Source organism: Blautia stercoris (genome assembly GCF_054657695.1).
Genome location: NZ_BAAHYF010000002.1, coordinates 1,182,297 through 1,202,484, shown reverse-complemented (window position 1 = coordinate 1,202,484; position 20,188 = coordinate 1,182,297). Strand labels below are relative to the sequence as shown.

17 protein-coding genes and 1 tRNA gene are annotated in these 20,188 nt (G+C 38.1%); all 18 read right to left on the bottom strand.

The genetic code is table 11. The features are described from left to right. Nucleotides 1-39 precede the first annotated feature (39 nt). The 18 genes from ACYQ2D_RS15350 to ACYQ2D_RS15265 all read right to left on the bottom strand — a co-directional run bounded on the left by ACYQ2D_RS15350 (nt 40) and on the right by ACYQ2D_RS15265 (nt 20,167). Nucleotides 40-900, bottom strand: coding sequence for a patatin-like phospholipase family protein (locus tag ACYQ2D_RS15350; protein ID WP_459786051.1), 861 nt, complete (start codon nt 898-900; stop codon nt 40-42). Between the two features lie 193 nt (nt 901-1,093). Beyond that, nucleotides 1,094-1,768, bottom strand: a complete 675-nt coding sequence (locus tag ACYQ2D_RS15345; RefSeq protein ID WP_187559199.1) for a DNA alkylation repair protein — start codon at nt 1,766-1,768, stop codon at nt 1,094-1,096. Nucleotides 1,769-2,216: 448 nt separating this feature from the next. Further along, the gene (asrC, locus tag ACYQ2D_RS15340) at nt 2,217-3,188 is read right to left on the bottom strand and encodes a sulfite reductase subunit C (protein ID WP_117457677.1); all 972 of its coding nucleotides are present in this window, start codon (nt 3,186-3,188) and stop codon (nt 2,217-2,219) included. 16 nt (nt 3,189-3,204) lie between these two features. Continuing rightward, nucleotides 3,205-3,996 carry an anaerobic sulfite reductase subunit AsrB gene (asrB, locus tag ACYQ2D_RS15335; protein WP_459786050.1) on the bottom strand — a complete coding sequence of 264 codons (792 nt, stop codon included), beginning with the start codon at nt 3,994-3,996 and terminating at the stop codon, nt 3,205-3,207. Beyond that, on the bottom strand, nt 3,986-4,990 hold the full coding sequence (gene asrA, locus ACYQ2D_RS15330; protein ID WP_459786049.1) for an anaerobic sulfite reductase subunit AsrA: 1,005 nt from the start codon (nt 4,988-4,990) through the stop codon (nt 3,986-3,988). The genes asrB and asrA overlap by 11 nt, the downstream gene beginning before the upstream one ends. Nucleotides 4,991-5,099: 109 nt before the next feature. Continuing rightward, nucleotides 5,100-5,786: a Crp/Fnr family transcriptional regulator gene (locus ACYQ2D_RS15325; protein ID WP_459786047.1), complete on the bottom strand. Its 687-nt coding sequence runs from the start codon at nt 5,784-5,786 to the stop codon at nt 5,100-5,102. Nucleotides 5,787-5,795: 9 nt separating this feature from the next. After that, entirely contained in the window at nt 5,796-6,812 is a 1,017-nt protein-coding gene (locus ACYQ2D_RS15320; RefSeq protein ID WP_459786046.1) for a M20/M25/M40 family metallo-hydrolase, read from the bottom strand. A gap of 16 nt (nt 6,813-6,828) precedes the next feature. Further along, nucleotides 6,829-7,473 carry a beta-phosphoglucomutase gene (gene pgmB, locus ACYQ2D_RS15315; RefSeq protein ID WP_459786045.1) on the bottom strand — a complete coding sequence of 215 codons (645 nt, stop codon included), beginning with the start codon at nt 7,471-7,473 and terminating at the stop codon, nt 6,829-6,831. Then, on the bottom strand, nt 7,445-8,350 hold the full coding sequence (locus ACYQ2D_RS15310; protein WP_187559195.1) for a DMT family transporter: 906 nt from the start codon (nt 8,348-8,350) through the stop codon (nt 7,445-7,447). The genes pgmB and ACYQ2D_RS15310 overlap by 29 nt, the downstream gene beginning before the upstream one ends. A 48-nt stretch (nt 8,351-8,398) precedes the next feature. Beyond that, nucleotides 8,399-10,711, bottom strand: coding sequence for a glycoside hydrolase family 65 protein (locus ACYQ2D_RS15305; RefSeq protein ID WP_187559194.1), 2,313 nt, complete (start codon nt 10,709-10,711; stop codon nt 8,399-8,401). Nucleotides 10,712-10,728: 17 nt separating this feature from the next. Then, nucleotides 10,729-13,722 (bottom strand): glycoside hydrolase family 2 TIM barrel-domain containing protein, encoded by a 2,994-nt coding sequence (locus ACYQ2D_RS15300; RefSeq protein ID WP_459786044.1) that lies wholly within the window; start codon nt 13,720-13,722, stop codon nt 10,729-10,731. Between the two features lie 81 nt (nt 13,723-13,803). Further along, the gene (locus tag ACYQ2D_RS15295) at nt 13,804-14,625 is read right to left on the bottom strand and encodes a carbohydrate ABC transporter permease (RefSeq protein WP_117457649.1); all 822 of its coding nucleotides are present in this window, start codon (nt 14,623-14,625) and stop codon (nt 13,804-13,806) included. Continuing rightward, complete coding sequence (locus ACYQ2D_RS15290) at nt 14,625-15,560, bottom strand: carbohydrate ABC transporter permease (protein ID WP_459786043.1); 936 nt, start codon at nt 15,558-15,560, stop codon at nt 14,625-14,627. Before ACYQ2D_RS15290 ends, ACYQ2D_RS15295 begins: the two co-directional genes overlap by 1 nt. A gap of 66 nt (nt 15,561-15,626) precedes the next feature. Continuing rightward, on the bottom strand, nt 15,627-16,865 hold the full coding sequence (locus tag ACYQ2D_RS15285) for an ABC transporter substrate-binding protein (RefSeq protein WP_117457651.1): 1,239 nt from the start codon (nt 16,863-16,865) through the stop codon (nt 15,627-15,629). Nucleotides 16,866-17,140: 275 nt separating this feature from the next. Continuing rightward, nucleotides 17,141-18,133, bottom strand: a complete 993-nt coding sequence (locus ACYQ2D_RS15280; protein ID WP_459786042.1) for a LacI family DNA-binding transcriptional regulator — start codon at nt 18,131-18,133, stop codon at nt 17,141-17,143. 251 nt (nt 18,134-18,384) lie between these two features. Continuing rightward, the gene (locus tag ACYQ2D_RS15275; RefSeq protein ID WP_187559190.1) at nt 18,385-18,525 is read right to left on the bottom strand and encodes a hypothetical protein; all 141 of its coding nucleotides are present in this window, start codon (nt 18,523-18,525) and stop codon (nt 18,385-18,387) included. A gap of 169 nt (nt 18,526-18,694) precedes the next feature. Continuing rightward, nucleotides 18,695-18,776, bottom strand: a tRNA-Leu gene (locus tag ACYQ2D_RS15270). Between the two features lie 116 nt (nt 18,777-18,892). After that, on the bottom strand, nt 18,893-20,167 hold the full coding sequence (locus ACYQ2D_RS15265; RefSeq protein WP_022303525.1) for a diaminopimelate decarboxylase: 1,275 nt from the start codon (nt 20,165-20,167) through the stop codon (nt 18,893-18,895). Between the last annotated feature and the right edge of the window lie 21 nt (nt 20,168-20,188).

The following is a 20,188-nucleotide window of genomic DNA, read 5'->3' as shown; positions in this document are numbered from 1 at the left end:
TTCAGGTAAATTTTCTTGAAAATTCGTCTTTTTTGTCTTTTAGTTATCAAGATATTCTTTTAGTGCTTCATAATAATTCTGTGCAGTTTCATATCCCTCTTCATATAGTTTGTGCAATTTATCCGTATCCTTTTCAAGTCTTCCGATTTCAACCGGCTTTTGTGGCTGTAAAATAAATACCTTTCCTTCTTTTTCCTGACGGTATAAATAATCCAGGGTCTGATTATACCCAATGTGGCGGTTTTCCAAAGCTTCTATCAGTTTTGGAAACTTCTTTCCATAACGGACTTTCATTGCAGGAATCAACTTATTTTTTTCTTTCCTGTAGGTTCTGTCACGAGTCAGTACCACTACATTTTTCTCATTTCCCATTCTCTGGGCTTCCATAATCGGAATGGAATCTGTAATTCCACCATCCAGATACGGCTTTTTATGAATCCAGACCGTTCTTGACATAAGAGGAAGCGAACTTGACGCACGAACATAACAAGTGTCTTTTTTCATATCTTTGATTTCTTTGTACTCCGCATTCCCACTTTCACAATTGGTAACAACCGCATAAAATTTGGTTTTTTGTCTGTTATATGTATCGTAATCATAAGGATTCAATTTTTCTGGAATTTTACGGTATATCATATCCGTGCCAAAATAATCTCCGGTCTTTATCAGGCTTTTTATTCCACAGTATTCCGGGTTATCCATATAATCAGTAAATGTATGGTACCCTCTGCCTTTTTGTTTAGAAAGATAACTGCATGCCATACATGCTCCCGCTGAAACACCAAAGCAAGTATCAAATTCCAGACCTTTTTCAATAAAGAAATCAAGAATTCCCGCAGTGAATACACCACGCATACCGCCACCTTCTAAAATTAATCCTGTTTTTGTTTTTTTACTCATGCTGTCATCACCTTTTTTTATTATTTATTTAAAATCATTTTACGCTTTTTGTAAGATTTGTACAAGGTAAATTCTTGTAAAAAAAAGAAACCGGCCGGGGCCGGTTTCTGATGGGTGAATATTAGAGATTTGGTTTTGTAGATGCTTTTACATGTCTGTTATAGCGTTAAGAGGTAAGAGTAGAACTTACATTTCATCTCAATCCTCTCAATTCCGCTTTCTGTTCTTCCGTAATTCGATTGCTTTCCATCGCTTTTTGAATTGTCTTCCTATGCACCCATTCCGGCAACTTCCGGTCTTTTAGATATCCAATCACAGCCTCCCATTGCTTTGCAAGCGCAGTCGCAAAATACCAAGCAATCATCATATTGACATAATATTCGTCCGAAATCACAGCTGAGACAAGTTTCGGATATTCATCTTTAAAATCTTCATCTAAATACAGCCGTAATAGCACTCCAATTCCATACCGAATGGTATACGTATCATTTGAAGCAATCCAATTTTTTACATCCACAATCAATTCCGCTTTGTGTTTTTCAAAACATTTTGGTAAGGGTAAATCACAGGTTGCCCAATTATCAATATAGGGTAAAAATTGTGTCACTTCTTTTAAACATTTTTTGTAGTCGCAAATCTGTGTCACAAGCATCAAATGTAAATTATTTTCCTCGTAATACTGATGAGGAAGTTCTTGTAAAAAGTTTTGTGCTTCTTTTGTTTGGGCAAACTCTTTCGCAAATTTACGAAGAATCGGTGTACGAACTCCAATGATTTTTTCTTTTTCTGTCTTCGGTAACAACTTGCTTTGAAAATCACGATATTTTAAATCTTGTAGTTCAAATAAACTTCTTTGTAGTTCTGTCATATGTTGTTTTTTTACCTCGTCTCTGCTTTCTGAATAATAAAGGTTGCAGATGTGTTTTGATTAGATGTTGTATTTCTATTTCGTTCCTTTTTTTACAGATGCATTTCTATTATTTTATTAATGCAAATGTATCTTTAGTTTAGGTATTCTTAAGTTCTGAGGTACTTTTGGCGAACTCGAATAAAAAGAACTGATGGAATAACAAAAAATGAGTTTCAATCCCTCATAGGTAATATACAACAACAGTATTTACGCCATTTCTAATTCTCATTATCCTCTAATCACCCATTTTTTGCAAGTTTTTTCACAAAAAGTCAGTCAATCTCTTTTTAGAAATCACTCATTTTCCTTGATTTTACAACATTTCTTAGAAATCGCCAAATTCACCTTGAGACTGACCGACTTTTTAATTCCTTCCTTTTATTTTGCTTAAGCTAACTTTCTTTCCTTAACAATAATGAATCCCATCCCAGTAAACACATTCTTTTACTATCGTCTCCGGCAGAAATTCTACCCCTTTTAAAGCATACTCCTTAAATTTTTCAAATCCAACTCTATCAATAATATATCCAATATGCTCTTTTCTCGCAGGTGCATCCGGAGAGATATACTCTTCAACAAATTTATACGTATTCTTAATAATCCTAATAATGTTTTCTTCATCTGCCCACACAAGAAAATCCTGTCCAAGTCTTGGATTTTTCTTTCCGGTTCTTCCCATAATGGATAATTTGTAATATTTTTTCTTACTTCTTGTCCATGCTCTGGTCGGACATTTTGTGACACAGACCCCACAGCCGATACATTTTTGAGTATCTCTTTCAATTCGATAATTTTCCATACGAAGTGCGCCCACTGACAAACTGTTACAGCCTTTTATGCACGCCTGGCAGCTGACACAGCGGGCTGCATCGTACTGTGGCATTGTCATTCCGATAATTCCAAAATCATGCATTCTTGCTTTTGCACAATCATTGGAACAGCCTGTACATGCAATTTTAAAATGCAGGTCGTTTGGAAAGATTTCTTTATCAATTTTTCTTGCTAGTTCTGCTGTATTATAATTAGCAAATGGACAGACATTATTCCCAATACATGCCTGAATATTTCTGGTCCCAGATGCTTCGTATCCTTTTTCACGATTCGTTTCAGCTTGATTTGTTTCTACCAGCTCAATAATCGGCTGAAGTTTCTGATTTACTGCTTCCATATCTTCAAGATGGATTCCTTCTATCTCAAATCCCTGTCTTGTTGTTAAATGCACATATCCATTTCCATATTCCTTTGCAATCTCCTGTACCATTCCAAGCACATCGGCATTTAAATATCCGCCTGGCACACGGATTCTGGATGCCCCGATTCCTCGTTCTTTTGTAATTCTCCAGGCATTCTTTTTCGCTTTTTTTGTATTGATATCCAAACTCATTTCGCTTCTCCTAATCTATCAACTCCCTGGCTTCTGTATAATTAAATACCGGTCCATCCAGACAGACATATTTTTCGTTCATTCTACAATGACCGCATTTTCCGATTCCACAACACATTTTTCTCTCATAAGAAGTCCAGATCTGCTCATCTTTAATTCCAAGTTTCTTAATTTCCATAATCGTAAATTTAATCATGACCGGCGGTCCTACGCAGATAAATACCGCATTTTCAGGATTTTTAAATCTCAAATCCGGAATATATTTGGTTACCATTCCAACCGGACCTTCGTATCCTTCCGGTGCTGCATCTACGGTCTGAATTACATGAAATGTTTTTTTCCATTCTTCAAAATCTTTCTTAAACAGCACATCTTCCGGACTTTTAAATCCAGCAATTAGTGTTGTACTGACTGCCTCCTCTGGATGAGCTGAAAAATACTGAATCACCCCACGCATTGGAGAAACTCCGGTTCCGCCTCCAATAATTACGAGTTCCTTCCCCTTATAATTTTCCAGTTCAAACCCATTGCCATAAGGTCCTCTGATAAACAATTTATCTCCCACATAATTTTCAAACACCTCATTTGTCACAGTTCCTACTCTTCGGATGGTAAAATCGACCAGACCATCTCCAATTCCGCTAACAGAAATCGGAGCTTCTCCATACTTCGGAATGGAAAGTTCAAAAAACTGTCCCGGTTTTACTTCTCCATCATACTCCATTCGAAAAGTATATTCCAAATCCGTATGTTTTATCACTTCTTTTATTTTGGAAAGCTTAGGAATGTATTCATTCTTCATTTCTTTTTTCCTCCTTGCTCAACCGGTTAATCAGATTTGAATAGGAAATATACTCTGGGCAGACACTGTCACATCGGCCACAGCCTACGCACATCGGATATCCAAACCGCTTTTCATAATGATAAATTTTATGTAAAACTTTAAAACGTACCTTATCTGCTTTTTTTGTACGGAACTCATGCCCGCCTGCAATCGTATCGTATTTATCTACCTGACAGGATGCCCACACTCTTCGGCGTTCTCCTGCCTTTTCATTATCTTTATAAAAAATATCCTGCATCGTAAAACAAGTACATGTCGGACAGACAAAATTACAACGTCCGCATCCGATGCAACGTGCTCCATACTCTTCCCAGATTGGAAGCTTGGCACTTTCTTTTGATAAATGTTTTGGAAGTTCTACCTTTTCTAAATTTGCTTGCACAAATTCCGGTAACACTTCTTCTTCCGGCGCACCTTTGAAATATTTTTTTAACTCTTCATCTGAAACATCAAGACAGACACGGTTGTTTTCCAATTTTAAATAGGCATCATAGTTCTCGCTTTTGTTGGTTCCCATGCTGACACAAAACCCTGTTTCACAACTTTCCTTACATCCCATCAAGATAAATTTTGCTTTTTTACGCATTCTCGCATAATAGAAATCTTCTTTTCCACTCTTTAAATACATTTCATCCAATCGTTTTAATGCATGCATTTCACAGGAACGAAGAAAAATGAGCAAATCTTTTTCCTGCTCTTTCGGTACGATTGTCTCATCTTCTGTAAAATAAAAAATCGTCTCTCTGATTTTAAGCAGCGATTCCTTAAAAGAATAATCTGAACGCTTTTCCCATTCAATTTCATCCAAATCTTTTATCTTATCATATCGAATCACATCGATTTCTGAGAAGGTTCCCTCTCCTTCTTTTCGTACTGGAGCCCAGATATCATATTTCTTTTTTATGGACTCAAATATTTCTGAAAATGCTTCTCTAGCTAACTGATATCCCATAATCGTTCCTTTCTTCTTACTATTTCTATTTTTTTATACAAAAAAAATCTTTGTTAATATCATTTTATCAACAAAGATTTTTTCTTTCCGTGATAATCATCACGTTTTATTATTCTTTTTCATGAATTTTTTTCAACAACTTATCAATATCTGGAACGAGAATCAGCTTTTCTTGATATTCAATTAAGTTTGATTTTTTCAAATGTCCCATCACTCTTGAGACAGATTCTCTTTTTGCCCCTAGCATGTCTGCCAGAAATGTAATCGTTACTTTAAATGGAATCTGTATTCCCGATGGAGTCTCTATCCCATAGTCTCGAGCCAATTTCCAGACCTTTGCTATAATCTGCTTTTCAAGCCTAAATGAATTTGAAGTGTTCGCCAGCTGATGATACATTTTACGAATTTTCTTTGTACTTGAATAGACCACTTCTCTTGAAAATGCTGCATCTTCCATATAGTCCATAAAATATTTTCTTGGAATCTTTAACATAAGGGTATCGCAAAGTGGCTCTGCACTGATTGACGCGATTGGTTTTTCTACAATTACTTCATTTAAAAGTGCACCATCTGTATAAATAAAGATATTTTTCCGGTCTCCACGGTGATTATGACGGTACAGCACCACATAGCCTTCCACAATGAAATATAATGTATCTACTCGTTCTCGCTCCCGAAAAATAGGAACACCTTTTTCCTGAAGCACTATTTGTCCGTTCTTTTGCACTGATTCTTTTATTGTTTCACTCGCATTTTTAAGTATCGTACATTTTTGGATTGCTTCACTGATTTCCATTTTTCTACCTTACCCCTGATATCCCGCAAGAAACTGCGCAATCAACTCAACGCACCCTTCCACATCTTTTTCATCTGCCACTTCTGCCGGCATATGCATATAGCGCAGCGGAATCGACACTAACACCATCGGAACACCCTGATTAGAAAAATGTATTTGATCTCCATCGGTGTAGGAAAGTCTGCTTGCCGCTTCTCTTTGCACAGAAATGCCTGCTTTCTTTGCACACTCTTCCATCTTTTCATTGAGTGCTTTTACCACAATCGGACTGTTACAAAGCACCGGTCCTTCTCCAAGGCACACGGTTCCCATCTCTGCCGGATCCATTCCACTGCAATCACTTGTATATGTAACATCTACTACAATTGCCATGGTCGGCTGAATTCTAACACTGGTCCAATATGCTCCGGTCTTGGTTGTCTCTTCTCCTGTTGTGGAAGCTGCGTAAATTCCAACTTTACAGCCCAGCGCTTTTGCTCGTTTCAGCGCTTCCATGATAATATAGACACCCAGTCTGTCATCTAACGCACGAGCAGTAAATTTTCCGTTTGCCAGCTTACGAATCGGTGTATCCGGTACGATTGGATCCCCTAGACTTACATAATTTAAAGCATCTGCTTTATCTTTTGCTCCAATATCGATTAAAAACTGTTTCGTTCCGAGATTTTCATCTTTAAAGAGACTGCGATATGCTTCAACTACCCCATAAACTTCTCCGTTTTTGGTCTTAATTCTCACCTGGTGTCCCGGATAGGTCGCCGGCACGATTCCGCCTCGGTCAATCACCTGCAATCTTCCGTCTTCCCTGATATTGGAAATCATAAGCCCGATTTCATCTGCATGTGCCGAAAGCATGATTCTTACATCGCTGTCCGGATTTAAAATGCAAGTTACATTCTGCATTTCATCACGACGGATTTCATCTGCGTAGTTTTTCATTTCTGCTTCTACAACTTCTTGTACCGGTTCTTCATAACCGGATACGGAAATACTGCTAAGAAGGTTCATTAAAAATGTTTCGTTCATTTGGTTCATCTTCTTTCTAGTTTTCTACAACTTTTAATAGTTCCGAAAATGTAGCCAGATTATAAGTTCCAAGTCCACATCCGACTGCATCTCCGATTGCCGCACAATCCATTCCTCCTGCAATTGCTGCCTTAAGTCCGGCTTCTGCATCTTCTACGATCAGACAGTTCTTTGGTGCTTCTTTTATATATTCTGCTGCTTTTATGAATACTTCCGGATCCGGTTTTGATTTTGAAATATTATTTCCATCCGAAATCGCATCAAAATATTCTCCAAGACCCAACTGTCCCAGAATGAATCTTGCATTCTTACTTGATGATCCAATTGCAAGCTTATGGCCGCTTTCACGTAAGCCATCCAGAGTCTCTTTTACTTCAACTGATAAATCCGCCGGACTCATATTTTTCAGAAGTGCTTTATAGATTTCATTTTTCTTTGTAATCCAACGTTCTTTGTCGGCTTCGCTCATCTCTTTTTCATAACGCTCCAGGATAATTTCGAAGCTTTCCATACGGCTCACTCCTCTGAGTCGATTATTGATTGCTTCATCAAAATAGATTCCCAGTTCGTCTGCAACCGCTTTCCACGCTTCATAATGATACTGATCCGTATGACAGATTACTCCGTCTAAATCAAAGATTATCGCATTGTATTTCTTCATTTTTCATTTCTCCTTCTGCTTCCGATAAGTTCGAAATAATGACTGCAATCAAGATAATGATGCATCCGATTACCATACGCAGTGTGATTACTTCATGAAGAATAATGATAGAGAAAATCGTTCCAAAGACGGACTCCATTGAAAGCACAATTGCTGCTTTTGTCTCATCCACATATTTTTGACATGCTGTTTGCAATAAATAGCAAACAGTCGTACTTATTATACCCAAATATAAGACACTTAGCCATCCTTTTGTGGTAACTTGGAACTCCATTTCTTCAAAAATCACAAGACTCGCTGCGGATAATACAAATGCGGTAATCATCTGAACCATATTTAATACCGAAGCCGGATATTTTTTCACAAATTCACTGGTAAAGAAAATCTGAAATGCAAATCCTACAGCACAAAGAAGCGTAAGTCCGTCTCCCAAACTCAGCGTAAGATTGCCATTTAAGGAAAGCAGCGCTACTCCGACAACTGACAGAATTGCCCCAACGATTCCTTTTATTCCAATTTTCTTCTTCAAAATAAGAAATGCGATAAATGGCACAATCACTACATTAAGCGCTGTAAGAAACGCATTCTTGGAAGGTGTTGTATATTGCAGACCAATTGTTTGCAATGAAAACCCCATAAAAAGCGCAATTCCCATTAATATACCTGCTTTTATTGCACCCGCACGTTTGGTTACCTGCTCTGCTTTTTTTCGATTTCCCAGGTCAAGCATTCCCATCAACACAGATGCGACCAGGAATCTTACCATCATAATCTGGAAAGGCTTCATACTTTCCAATGCCATATCACTTGCTACAAATCCTCCGCCCCATATGACCGTAACCAGTATAAGTCCTCCGATTGCCAGCCATTTTTTCATTACTCATCCTCCTGTTTCTTCTAAACTATATTTCTAAAATTTCTATTTTTATATTTCTTTTACAACTCCATTCACTTCAACTTCTACCGCTTCTCCGGCAAGACGTTTTATCTCTGCCTGATTTGCTCCATCCACTGTGATTTCAAGCCATGCACCTCTATAATGCAGACGGAAGGTTAAATTCTGCCATTCTTTTGGCATATTTGGACGCACTTTTAACATACCGTCTTCTCGCTGGGACACTCCCGCAAATCCAAATACAACGGTCTGCCAAACACCACCGGTGTTTGCGGCATGAATTCCCTCTCTTGTATTTCCCTGCATATTCAGCAAGTCAATAAAAGCGGCACGACGCAGATAACGATATGCTTTTGAGTCATCACCCACCTTAAGCCCCATAACCGAAAAAATACTCGGGCTTAAAGAGGAACCATGAAGCGCACGTTTTTCATAGTAAGTATAATTCTCTTTCATTGTCTCTTCGTCAAATTCCTCGCTCAGAAGATGCAGCAACATTACAACGTCCGCCTGTTTTGTAATCTGAGTCTCACTTGCTTTCTTGGTTTTAAGTGCTTCCGGACGCACTGGCCAGTCATTCTCATCATATTGTTCAATTGTCACATTATCCAGTTCAAAATAGCCCTCAAACTGCTCTAACAACTTTGTGCCTTCTTTTCTTGGAAGATAAATTTTTTCTTGTACTTCTCTCCAGGTCTCCATCTCACATTCTGTAAGTCCTGTCTTTTCAACCAACGCACGGTAAGCATCCGCTTTTTCTTCTTTCATCGCAGTTAAAAGTGAAAGCACATATCTTAAATTCCATCTTGCAAGATAATTGGTATACAGATTGTTATTCACCGGCTCATGCCATTCATCCGGACCTGTTACTTGATTAATTTCATAGCGATCCTGTGCTTGATTGTATTCACAACGACTTGCCCAGAATCTTGCGGTCTCTGTCAATATTTCTGCGCCTTTGCTATAAAGGAATTCCATATCCTGCGTAATCTTTATATAATTGCAAATTCCATATGCCACTGCGGCGGTTACATGATGCTCATAGACTGCCACATAACAGCGATAGCAGGTTCCATCCGGTTCAATCGTCCAATCCGGGCACTGTTCTGTTCCGTCATCTGCGGATTCCCATGGATACTGTGCTCCTTTATAACCATTCTTGTGCGCATTTGCGCGTGCGGCATCTAAAAGGTGATATCTGTAATTCTCCAGGTTTTGTGCGGTCTTCGGGAACACCCATGCAAAGAATGGAAGCATAAACAGCTCGGTATCCCAGAACGCATGTCCGCCATACTCTTCTCCGGTTAAGAGTTTTGCTCCGACATTTACATGCTCATCGTGTTCATTTCCGGTGCTCATCAAGTGGAAAATATTAAACCGAATTGCCTGATTTAATTCCGCATCGCCTGTAATCTTAAGATCTGCATTTTCCCACATTTGTGCATACACAGCTTCATGCAATTTTAGTTCTTCTTCAAAACCGGTTTCAATAAATTGTTCGATTTCTTTTTCAACGGTTGTATGCAGTGCGTAAGCCGGACATTCTCTTTCGGTATACATAGAAACATATTTTACAATCTCTACTTCTTTGCCTTCTTCGACATGAATGTCACCAAATTCTATACACTGTTCGCCAAAGATACTTGTCATACGATTTCCAAGCACCGGTTTACCGTCTGCATACGCTTCGATTCGGCAACCACAGCCTACATGCAAATGATTTTCTCTGGTTGCCACTTCGATATAACATCCATCTGTTGCCAATTTTTCATTTGCGGTCATATAAGTATGTTTTACTTTAAATCGCGGTGCATCATAGAAATTAATGATACTGCCATCAATGATACTTTCCACTTCAATGATTCCGCTATAGTTAAGCGGTGTTACATGTAGCTTGATTCCCATACGATGTACATTATTTCTACTGACAAAACGGATTCCTTCAATAAGCGTTTCTCTGCCTTTTGAATCTCTTAAATGTACTCTCTTTCCAAGGAACGCCCCCTTCATATCAAGTACTCTTGCAAACTCTACAATTTCACAATCTTCAATTCCGATTAACTCTTTTTCTACATAAAGCTTGATTCCAAGCCAGTTTGGAAGAGTCGCAAGTTCTCTCATAAATGTCTCTGACTTGTCAAACACTCCATTGATATAAAGATACGGTAAAGTAATTTTGGTGCCTTCTTCATGGCTGCCTCTGATTCCGAGGTAGCCATTGGAAAGTGCAAACAGACTCTCATATTTGAGATTTTCTTTTGCTTCATACTGTTCTTGCCAGATAAGCCATTCTTCACCATGTAACTTGCTTTGCAGATTTTCTGAAAACATTATTTTACTCATGTACAATTTTCTCCTTTTTAATCGATGTACTGTTTTCTCGCTTCTTCAATCTCTGTTCCGCATTTTACTGCCGAAACGGTAAAGGCCATTGCAAAATCCTGAAGCTTCACTTTATTTTCTTCTAACTGTTCTTCGCCACAGCTATTACTTCCAAGCCCGGAATGCAGATAATCCAAATGGATGATGACATGCTCCGCTTTTTCAATTTCAAACGGATGCTGTGCTTTTTCCAAACTTTCATCTGTATAATTCGCAAGATTTAAGCCCAATTTATTTTCCATCTTACATAACAAGCCATCTGTTGCATCTCCGATTCTAAACCATTTAACCTGTTCACGATGACCGTTTTCCTGTGGAAACACATAATCTGTCATCATTTGATCTACCGTACTTTCATAGATACCCATAACCGAAGCTGCCTTGCTGTCAATATAACTTTCTCCCGGACCCATTCCATACCACATGGTTTCCTGTAAGGCTTTATTTGCTTTCATTGTAATTCCAATACGTGGTAAAAATGGCGGTTCCAGCTTACCTCTTTGAACGGCTTTGCCCTGAAGTTCTACTTTCATCTGTCCGCAAGAATAGATTTCATAAGTATAATCACATTCAAATCCCCATGACTGGTTATAGCAGCTAAAGAATGTTTTGATTTGTACGGTCACTTTATCTGCTTCTTCTTGCCAATGTATAGATTCGGTTTCTTCTACCGGTTTTTGAATAAAATATTTATTCATCCAGTCTTCTTTTTTATACATATCATTGTCGATGGTCGCACGATATACGTTCATTCTCGGGCCTTCACTCAGATATTCTTTTCCATTTGCTTCAAAAGAGAGCAACTTTCCAAATACCGTACTAAATTTTGCTGTAATACAGCTGTTTTTTACGGTAAGCACGTCCTGAGACTTTGACACCTGAAGTTTGTCTGCAGCTTTTCTGACTGCAAACTCATCTTTTCTGATTTGTAACGGAATCTGAACTTTTTTGATTTCATGACCTGCCAAAGCATATCTGGTATCTGCTTTCTGGCACACGGTCAAAGTCAGATAATAATCTGTATTTGCCTGTACTTCAAATTCAGTAATCGGCAACGTAATTGTCTTTTTCTCATGCGGAGCCACAAAAAGGTTTTCTACAACTCCTTCTTGTACAATCTGGTTTTCTGCTTGAAGTTTCCAATCAAGTACCACCGTTTCCAAATTCAGGAAATCATAATAATTTGTAAGCTGAATTTTTGTCATACTTCCTTCTACTGCTGCAATTTCAACCGGCGCGATAATCTGCTTATATTCCTCCATTCCCGGAGACGGAGTACGGTCCGGCATTAAAATTCCATCAATACAGAAATTTCCGTTTGTAGGGAAATCTCCATAATTCCCGCCATATTTATAATATTTTTGTCCCTCTTCTTCGGTATAAATTCCATGGTCATACCACTCCCACAAAAATCCACCTTGAAGACGTTTATATTTGCGATATAAATCCTGATATGCCTTTAAACCACCCGGTCCATTGCCCATCGCATGCCCGTACTCACACATCACATGTGGTTTGTCACCTTTCACCTGATATTCGGCAATTTCTTTTAAGCCTTTTAATCGAGTATACATGGTGGAATATACGTCTGTTACTTCTGCTTCAAAATCCCCTTCATAATGAACCAGTCTGGTATCATCCAGCTTACGAATGGCTTCTGCTGCGCTACGGAAATTACATCCAAATGCAGACTCGTTTCCCATAGACCACATAATAATGGATGGATGATTTCGATCTCTTTTTACCATACGCACGCTACGATCTACATAAGCTGCTTTCCAGGTTTCATCGTCTGTAATCCAGGTATAATTCTCTACCCACTCAAAGCCATGGCATTCCAAATCTGCTTCATCAATAACATAAAGTCCATACTCGTCGCACAAATCATAAAAATATTCATTTGCCGGATAATGGGAACAACGCACCGCATTGATATTGTACTGTTTCATCAAACGAATATCCGCTTCCATCAGCTCTCTGGTTATAACTCTTCCTTCTTTTGGATTATAATCATGATGATTGACTCCATTTAATAAGATTACCTGATTATTTACACGGAAATTTTTGTCTTTTATCTCAATTCTACGGAAACCACATCGAACCGTCACTTCCTGCGTTGCGCTCTCAACCGTAAAGTCATACAGATTCGGTGTCTCTGCGGTCCATTTATAAACTTCCGGAAGTTTTGCTTCTATGCAAGCTTCTTTTGTTTCCGAAGTAAGCTTTTCTTCAAGCACCACTTCTCCTTTATAGGAAAGTTTCCATTTAAAGCTTGTGCCTGCCTGTTTCATTGTAATTTTTGCAGTAAATATACCATCTCTATAACTGTCATCTAAGGTGCCGTTTACTTGTAAATCTAAAATCGCATTTTTTTCTTCGTTAATTAATTCGACATCTCTATAAATTCCGGATAGCCACCACATATCCTGATCTTCCAGATAAGTACCATCTGACCATTTATAAACTCGTACTGTAATGTCATTTTCACCGCATTTTACAAAGTCGGTAATTTCAAATTCCGATGGCAGGCGGCTTACTTTACTAAATCCCACATGCGTTCCGTTTACCCAGACATCAAATGCACTATCGACGCCATGAAATTTTAAAATCGTATCTTTTTGTAACCACTGTTCCTCTAAAACTACTGTCTTTTTGTAAATTCCGGTAGGATTTTCATCCGGTACATACGGTGGATTTACCGGAAACGGATAGAGCACATCGGTATAATGCATTTTGTCATAACCTCGAAGCTGCCAGACTGATGGAACATCAATCGTATCCCATTCTCCACATACTCCAGACTGTTCAAATCCTTCCGGTGAAAGTTCCGGAGCCTTGACATATTTAAACTTCCATTTTCCATTTAAGCAGATTCTTTTTTGCGAATCTCTATAAAAAGCAGTTCTTGCTTCTCTTCTCCCAATTCCGGTAATCCGATGGTCTTCCCATCTTTTTACTGTTTTTCTTGCCATAATTTTCTCCTCTCAGCTCTTCTTTTATCGACAATAGCGGCCAGACAGTTCCAGTCTGCCTGACCGCTTTATAAGTCTGTCTTATTTAATAGAGCCACTGGTTCCTTCAACAATATATTTCTGTGCGATAATAAAAATAATAATCGGCGGAATAATCATAATGATTGTAATACAAAGCATCGGAATAATCTGTGTACTGTGAACTCCCTTAAAGGAAGCAAGTCCAAGTGCCAGTGTATATTTGCTTCGATCCTGTAAGAAAATGAGTGGACCAAGGTAGTCATTCCATACCGTCAGCATGTTTAATACACCAACTAAAATCAATGATGGTTTCATAATCGGCATAAAAATTTTCCAATAAATCTGGAACTGATTTGCTCCATCAATTCGTGCAGCTTCTTCAAAGTCTTTCGGAATTCCCATTAAAAACTGTCTCATCAGGAATACATAATAAGCCGAACCAAACCATGCCGGTACAATCAACGGTTTCAATGTGTTGATCCATCCAAACAATTTAAATTCCATATACTGTGGAATCATGGTAACGTCCCATGGAATCATCATTGTTGAAAGTAAGATCATAAAGAGTACGTTTTTCCCTTTAAAATTAAATCTTGCAAATCCGTAGGCAACTAAAGAACAAGAAAGCACCTGACCAATCGTTGTCAAAGCCGTTACCAACACCGAGTTTAAAAGATATGTACCAAACGGCTGTGATTTCCATGCATTTGCAAAATTTTCAAAATGCCATTCGGATGGAAACAGCTTCGGTGGATATGCAATCGCTTCACCCTCTGTCTTAAATGCTGAAAACAACATATAGATAAACGGTGCAAGAAAGTAAAGTGCCACAAGCCCGAGTAAGATATAAATCACTGCTTTTGATTTTTTCGACATCTTCATTACTTGCTACCCCCTTTTTTCTTTTTTGTTTTCTTAGCTCCGCTATTTCTTGCTTCGGTTTCGTAGAATACCCATGCGGAAGATGATCTAAACACAAATGCAGTCAAAATCAGAATAATGATGAACATAACCCAAGCATTTGCACTGGCATATCCAAGTTTATGATGTTTGAATGCATTATTGTAAGTATACAAGCCATAGAAATACGTTGACTTCAGTGGTCCACCGCCGGTTAACAGCATAACCAGTGTTACCTGCTGGAAAGAATTAATAATCGATGTAATCAGGTTAAATAAAATCGTCGGTGTAATGATCGGAAGAGTGATACTGAAAAATTTTCTTGCAGGACCTGCTCCGTCAATGGATGCCGCTTCATATACGTCTACCGGAATATTTTTGATATCGGTATAGAAAATAAGCATCATTGTTCCTACACCAAAGGCACTTGCTATGATAACTGCAAGCAATGCCCAAGCCGGGTCAACCAGCCATTTTGGTCCTTTAATCCCAATCAGTGATAACAGATAATTCAGTACGCCGTAATCTCCATTTAAAATCCAGCCCCAGATAATAGAAACGGCTACACCGGAAATAACGGCCGGAATATAGAAAATTGTACGGAATACTTTTACGCCTCTTACCGGCTGTGTAATCAGCATTGCAAGAAACAATGCGATAATCATATTAAGCGGTACAAAAATCGCTGCATATTTTAAACTGATTACCAATGATTTCCAAAACTGTTTATCTTTTGTAAACATGTCAATATAGTTTCCAAGTCCACGAAAAGTCGGTGCTGTAGTAAGTGGCCAATCAAAGAAACTCATAATTAAGGACAAAATCAAAGGACCGATTGTAAATACAAGAAATCCAATAATCCACGGCATAATAAATAGGTATGGTGTTGCCGTTTTCAGAAATTTTTTCTGTTTCATCTTATCTCTCCCATTGATCGGCATCGGCTTATGCAAATCTTCCGATGCCGATTTACTCAGATTTGGTTACTGTGCATCTGCTGCTTCTTTTAAAACATCTTTTACATCCATATAAGAACTTGGATTAAAGATCTGTTCGAATGAAAGACTAAGGTTTTCTGAAACTTCTGACCAGTCTTCAATCAGAAAACTTGCCGGTGTATGTCCATCACTCTGCTCTAACATTTCATAGAATGGTGCATATTTGGCTTCATCCATAATTCCTTCAGATTCTACAACACTGTTTAATACCGGAAGCTCGATACCGATTCTTGCTTTATTGCATTCTTCGCCTGTCCAGTATTTTACGAATTCCCATGCAGCTTCTTTATTTTTACTGTCTTTTGAAATAGAAAGTCCGGAAGAACTTAAAATACTTACAGATGTTTTTCCGTCAAAAGAAGGAATCTTAGCAATACCATAATTCATTCCATCTTCATCTAATGAGTTAATTGACCATGAGCCATAGATATACATTGCTGCGGTTCCGGCACGGAATTCATCGGTTCCGTTCTTTTCTGTAGCAATTGCGTATCCGTCTTTTTCCATATCCTGGAACATCTGGAAGACTTCCTGAGATTCTTTGGAGTCGATCTTTCCTGCCATCACGCCTTCCTCATCGCAATAAGCAGCTCCATTACTCCACAGATACATTTCAAAATCGTATGGATCTGGTTTCATCTGGAATGCAAACCCTTTCTGACCGGTTTTTTCTTCAATTGTCTTAGCCGCAGTTTGAAGGTCACTCCAGGTCCAGCTATCTGTCGGTTCTTCTACACCTGCCTCAGCAAACAGGTCTTTGTTGTAAAAAAGTGCATGTGTGGTAAATCCTACCGGAATACCATAAGTGGTGCCATCGAATGAGTTATAGTTCCACAGTGTACTGTAAAAATTGTCTTTATACTCTTCGCCCTCTTTATCAATGTATTCATCCAACGGTTCAAGTCCATCTGCATATGCCGGATAGTTCCACATATATACCACATCCGGTGTATCTCCTGAACCCATACCTGCACTGAGTTTTGTATCAAAGTCACTTCCGTATGCTTCTAAAACTACTTCAATATCATCATGTTCCTGATTAAATTTGTCTACTAATTTTTGCTGTGCATCGACATCATCTGCTACGTCCCAGGTTGCAAAACGAACTTTTGTCTTTCCGTCGCTTGTTTTTTCGCTGCCTCCCTCTTCTTTGCTGCCACACGCAGTCATCATCATCGTTCCGGTAAGTGCCGCCACACAAATAATTGCAATTCTTTTTCTCATAATTATTTCCTCCTTTGTTTTTATCTCTTTTTAACTGGTAAAATCATTCTACTATTTTACTGGTTAATTGTAAATAGTTTTTACCAAATAAATGTATTTTCTACATTTTATCCACTATTTTCAATTCTTTTTTATACATTTTTCACAATTCATTTTCTTCAAAAAGTTCTTTTGTTCAGTAAAACAATTATCATTTACTAAGTTAATGTTTTTTCTATTTTTACAAATAAAAAAACCATGAGCTTTTTCTCATGGTTTCTTTATTTCTTAATTTATTATTTTACTGTTTTAACACTATCACGCACATAAAGTTTCGTAGGAATCGATACTTTTACACAAATTTCTCTTCCCCGCACGATTCGTTCTTCCAAAAGCTTTACCGCATACTCTCCCATAAACTCCATATATAACCTCACTGTCGTAAGCGGTGGAACCATATATTTTGCGGTTGGAATATCATTAAATCCAATGATACTGATATCATCCGGTATCTTAAGCCCCAGTTCATATGCCGCCCGATAACTTCCTGCTGCCATCGAATCATTTGCAACAAATAATGCCGTTGGCATATTTCTTTCATTATAGAGTTCTTTTAGTAAACGATAACCGTATTTCGCATAATAATCGCCAAATTTCGTATACTCCGGATGATACAATCCCCTCTTCATTAGCGAATCCTGAAAACACTGCATTCGTGTATCTAAGATTTCATCGCCATTTTGATTTACTCCGCGACAGCCGATCATTCCGATCTTCGTATGTCCGCATTCCACCAAATACGACACAATCTCTTCTACTGCCTGATTATAATCTACTACAATCGAATCAAACTTCTTATGATTCGGATCTGCATCAATAAATACAACCGGGCACTCCCATTTTTCTATTGACTCTATCATCTTTTTGGTAAATGTACCGGTGCAGATTACTCCATCAATGCCGCTAAGTACCTCTGGCTTGTCATCCAGTTTTACAATCTGCTTTATATGTCCTTCTTTTTCCAATTTTTTCTCAATTGCCAGACGAATACAAAGGTAGTACGGATCTTGAAGTTCTTCTTCCGGTGAGTACGAATAGAATACCCCAACCTTCATCTTTTTTCTTCTCTTTTTCTGCGTACGAACTTCGTATTCTAATTCTTCTGCAATTTCAAAAATCTTTTGCTTCGTCTCTTCCTGTGCATTTAAGGTTTCATCATGGTTTAACACTCTGGAAACCGTTGCAATTGAAACCCCCGCTTTTGTTGCTATATCCTTAATGGTCGCCATATCTTCCCTCTTTACTCTTTCTTTTTACTTTTCACTATCGTTTGTAACAACCATTATATCATATTTTTTCATAAAAGGAAGATTTTTAGATAAAATTTTTATAGTTTTACTGGGTTTTTGTTTATTTTTTTACTAACGAATATTTATAGGTCAGCGTAAGCAGTTTCATCACAATTCGTTTTTTAACGGATATTCATATTTACTTTACTACGTGGTTTTACATCAGCTAACTGTTTCACAACTTCATTTAATTATAAACCTGACAAAGTTCTCATTACCAAATCCACATCTTTATTTTCAAGTTCCGGGAATACACCGCTGTCATCTGCATGGCAGAGCGTTTGTTTACCTGTTTGCCGGAACTGCTGCCACCCATGAATTACCCCTCCCATGCGGTGCAGTGGCTCCTATGGACGTGGTACTCTGCCTATGAAGATAGACATACCATGCAGGACAAAGTCCTACAAATGACACAAATAGCAAATAATCACTTTGAAGAGCTATGCAACACGAAATGCAACACAAAATAAAAAAAGTCCTTAAAACTAAGGACTTTTTCACTGCCGCTGGCCGGACTCGAACCGGCACGGTGTTACCCGCTTGATTTTGAGTCAAGTGCGTCTGCCAATTCCGCCACAGCGGCAAGCTGATTGGTTTGGCTGAACCGTTTATTATAATATCATGCTTTGCTACACAATGCAAGTCTTTTTTTAATTTTTACGGGCAGATTTTTTGTTTTTTCTGCCCGCCTTGTCTTTTTTACTGCTGAATCAGCTTATCATAGATATCAAAGCAGTCAAATGTTGCAAAGTAGTCTTTTGGCTCTTCTGCTCTGCGGATTAACTGTGTGCTTCCATCTTCTTTTAATAAGACTTCTGCTGATTTCAATTTTCCGTTGTAATTATATCCCATTGCAAATCCGTGTGCACCGGTATCATGAATTACCAGTAAGTCTCCCATATCAATTTTCGGAAGCATACGGTCTACTGCAAATTTATCATTGTTTTCGCAAAGAGAACCTGTTACATCATATTTGTGGTCGCAAGGTTCCTTTTCTTTTCCCATTACTGTAATGTGATGGTAAGCGCCATACATAGCTGGACGCATTAAGTTTACTGCGCACGCATCTACACCGATATATTCTTTATGAGTATGTTTTTCATGAATTGCTTTTGTTACAAGACAACCATACGGTCCCATCATGAAACGTCCCATTTCAGAATAGATTTCTACATCACCCATTCCAGCCGGAACAAGTACTTCTTCATAAACTTTACGGACACCTTCTCCAATGACACGGATATCATTTGGTTTCTGGTCTGGTGTATAAGGGATACCAACACCACCGGATAAATTGATAAATTTAATATTTGCTCCTGTTTCTTCTTTTAATTTTACAGCAAGTTCAAACAGACGTTTTGCAAGTTCCGGATAATATTCATTTGTTACAGTGTTACTTGCAAGGAAAGCATGAATACCAAATTCTTCTGCACCTTTTTCTTTTAAAATACGAAACGCATCAAAAATCTGCTCGGTTGTCATTCCATATTTTGCATCTCCTGGATTATCCATGATTCCATTTCCAAGTTCAAATGTTCCGCCTGGATTATAACGGCAGCTGATTCTCTTTGGAATTGTTCCGATAGTATCTTCTAAGAAATCAATATGAGTAATATCATCTAAGTTAATGGTTGCACCTAATTTATAAGCATAAGCATATTCTTCTGCCGGTGTATCATTTGATGAAAACATAATATCTTTTCCTGTGCATCCGATTGCAGAAGACATCATAAGTTCTGTATAAGAAGAACAGTCACAGCCACAGCCATACTCTTTTAAGATATTAATCAAAAATGGATTTGGGCAGGCTTTTACTGCAAAATATTCTTTAAATCCTTTATTCCAGGAAAACGCTTCTTTTACTGCTTTGATGTTTTCACGGATTCCTTTTTCATCATACAGATGAAATGGTGTCGGATACTGTTTTACAATTTCATCCAACTGTTCTTTAGTAACAAATGTTTTTTTCTCCATTTTGTTCTATTCTCCTCAATT

Excerpts from the sequence above, each read along its gene's own strand:
- ACYQ2D_RS15350 (WP_459786051.1), bottom strand. The coding sequence starts at position 900 with ATGAGTAAAAAAACAAAAACAGGATTAATTTTAGAAGGTGGCGGTATG.
- asrA (WP_459786049.1), bottom strand. The coding sequence starts at position 4,990 with ATGGGATATCAGTTAGCTAGAGAAGCATTTTCAGAAATATTTGAGTCC.
- ACYQ2D_RS15265 (WP_022303525.1), bottom strand. The coding sequence starts at position 20,167 with ATGGAGAAAAAAACATTTGTTACTAAAGAACAGTTGGATGAAATTGTA.
- ACYQ2D_RS15325 (WP_459786047.1), bottom strand. The coding sequence starts at position 5,786 with ATGGAAATCAGTGAAGCAATCCAAAAATGTACGATACTTAAAAATGCG.
- asrB (WP_459786050.1), bottom strand. The coding sequence starts at position 3,996 with ATGAAGAATGAATACATTCCTAAGCTTTCCAAAATAAAAGAAGTGATA.
- ACYQ2D_RS15275 (WP_187559190.1), bottom strand. The coding sequence starts at position 18,525 with ATGGGAGGGGTAATTCATGGGTGGCAGCAGTTCCGGCAAACAGGTAAA.
- ACYQ2D_RS15345 (WP_187559199.1), bottom strand. The coding sequence starts at position 1,768 with ATGACAGAACTACAAAGAAGTTTATTTGAACTACAAGATTTAAAATAT.
- ACYQ2D_RS15320 (WP_459786046.1), bottom strand. The coding sequence starts at position 6,812 with ATGAACGAAACATTTTTAATGAACCTTCTTAGCAGTATTTCCGTATCC.
- ACYQ2D_RS15285 (WP_117457651.1), bottom strand. The coding sequence starts at position 16,865 with ATGAGAAAAAGAATTGCAATTATTTGTGTGGCGGCACTTACCGGAACG.
- ACYQ2D_RS15300 (WP_459786044.1), bottom strand. The coding sequence starts at position 13,722 with ATGGCAAGAAAAACAGTAAAAAGATGGGAAGACCATCGGATTACCGGA.
- ACYQ2D_RS15305 (WP_187559194.1), bottom strand. The coding sequence starts at position 10,711 with ATGAGTAAAATAATGTTTTCAGAAAATCTGCAAAGCAAGTTACATGGT.
- ACYQ2D_RS15295 (WP_117457649.1), bottom strand. The coding sequence starts at position 14,625 with ATGAAGATGTCGAAAAAATCAAAAGCAGTGATTTATATCTTACTCGGG.
- ACYQ2D_RS15280 (WP_459786042.1), bottom strand. The coding sequence starts at position 18,133 with ATGGCGACCATTAAGGATATAGCAACAAAAGCGGGGGTTTCAATTGCA.
- pgmB (WP_459786045.1), bottom strand. The coding sequence starts at position 7,473 with ATGAAGAAATACAATGCGATAATCTTTGATTTAGACGGAGTAATCTGT.
- ACYQ2D_RS15290 (WP_459786043.1), bottom strand. The coding sequence starts at position 15,560 with ATGAAACAGAAAAAATTTCTGAAAACGGCAACACCATACCTATTTATT.
- ACYQ2D_RS15310 (WP_187559195.1), bottom strand. The coding sequence starts at position 8,350 with ATGAAAAAATGGCTGGCAATCGGAGGACTTATACTGGTTACGGTCATA.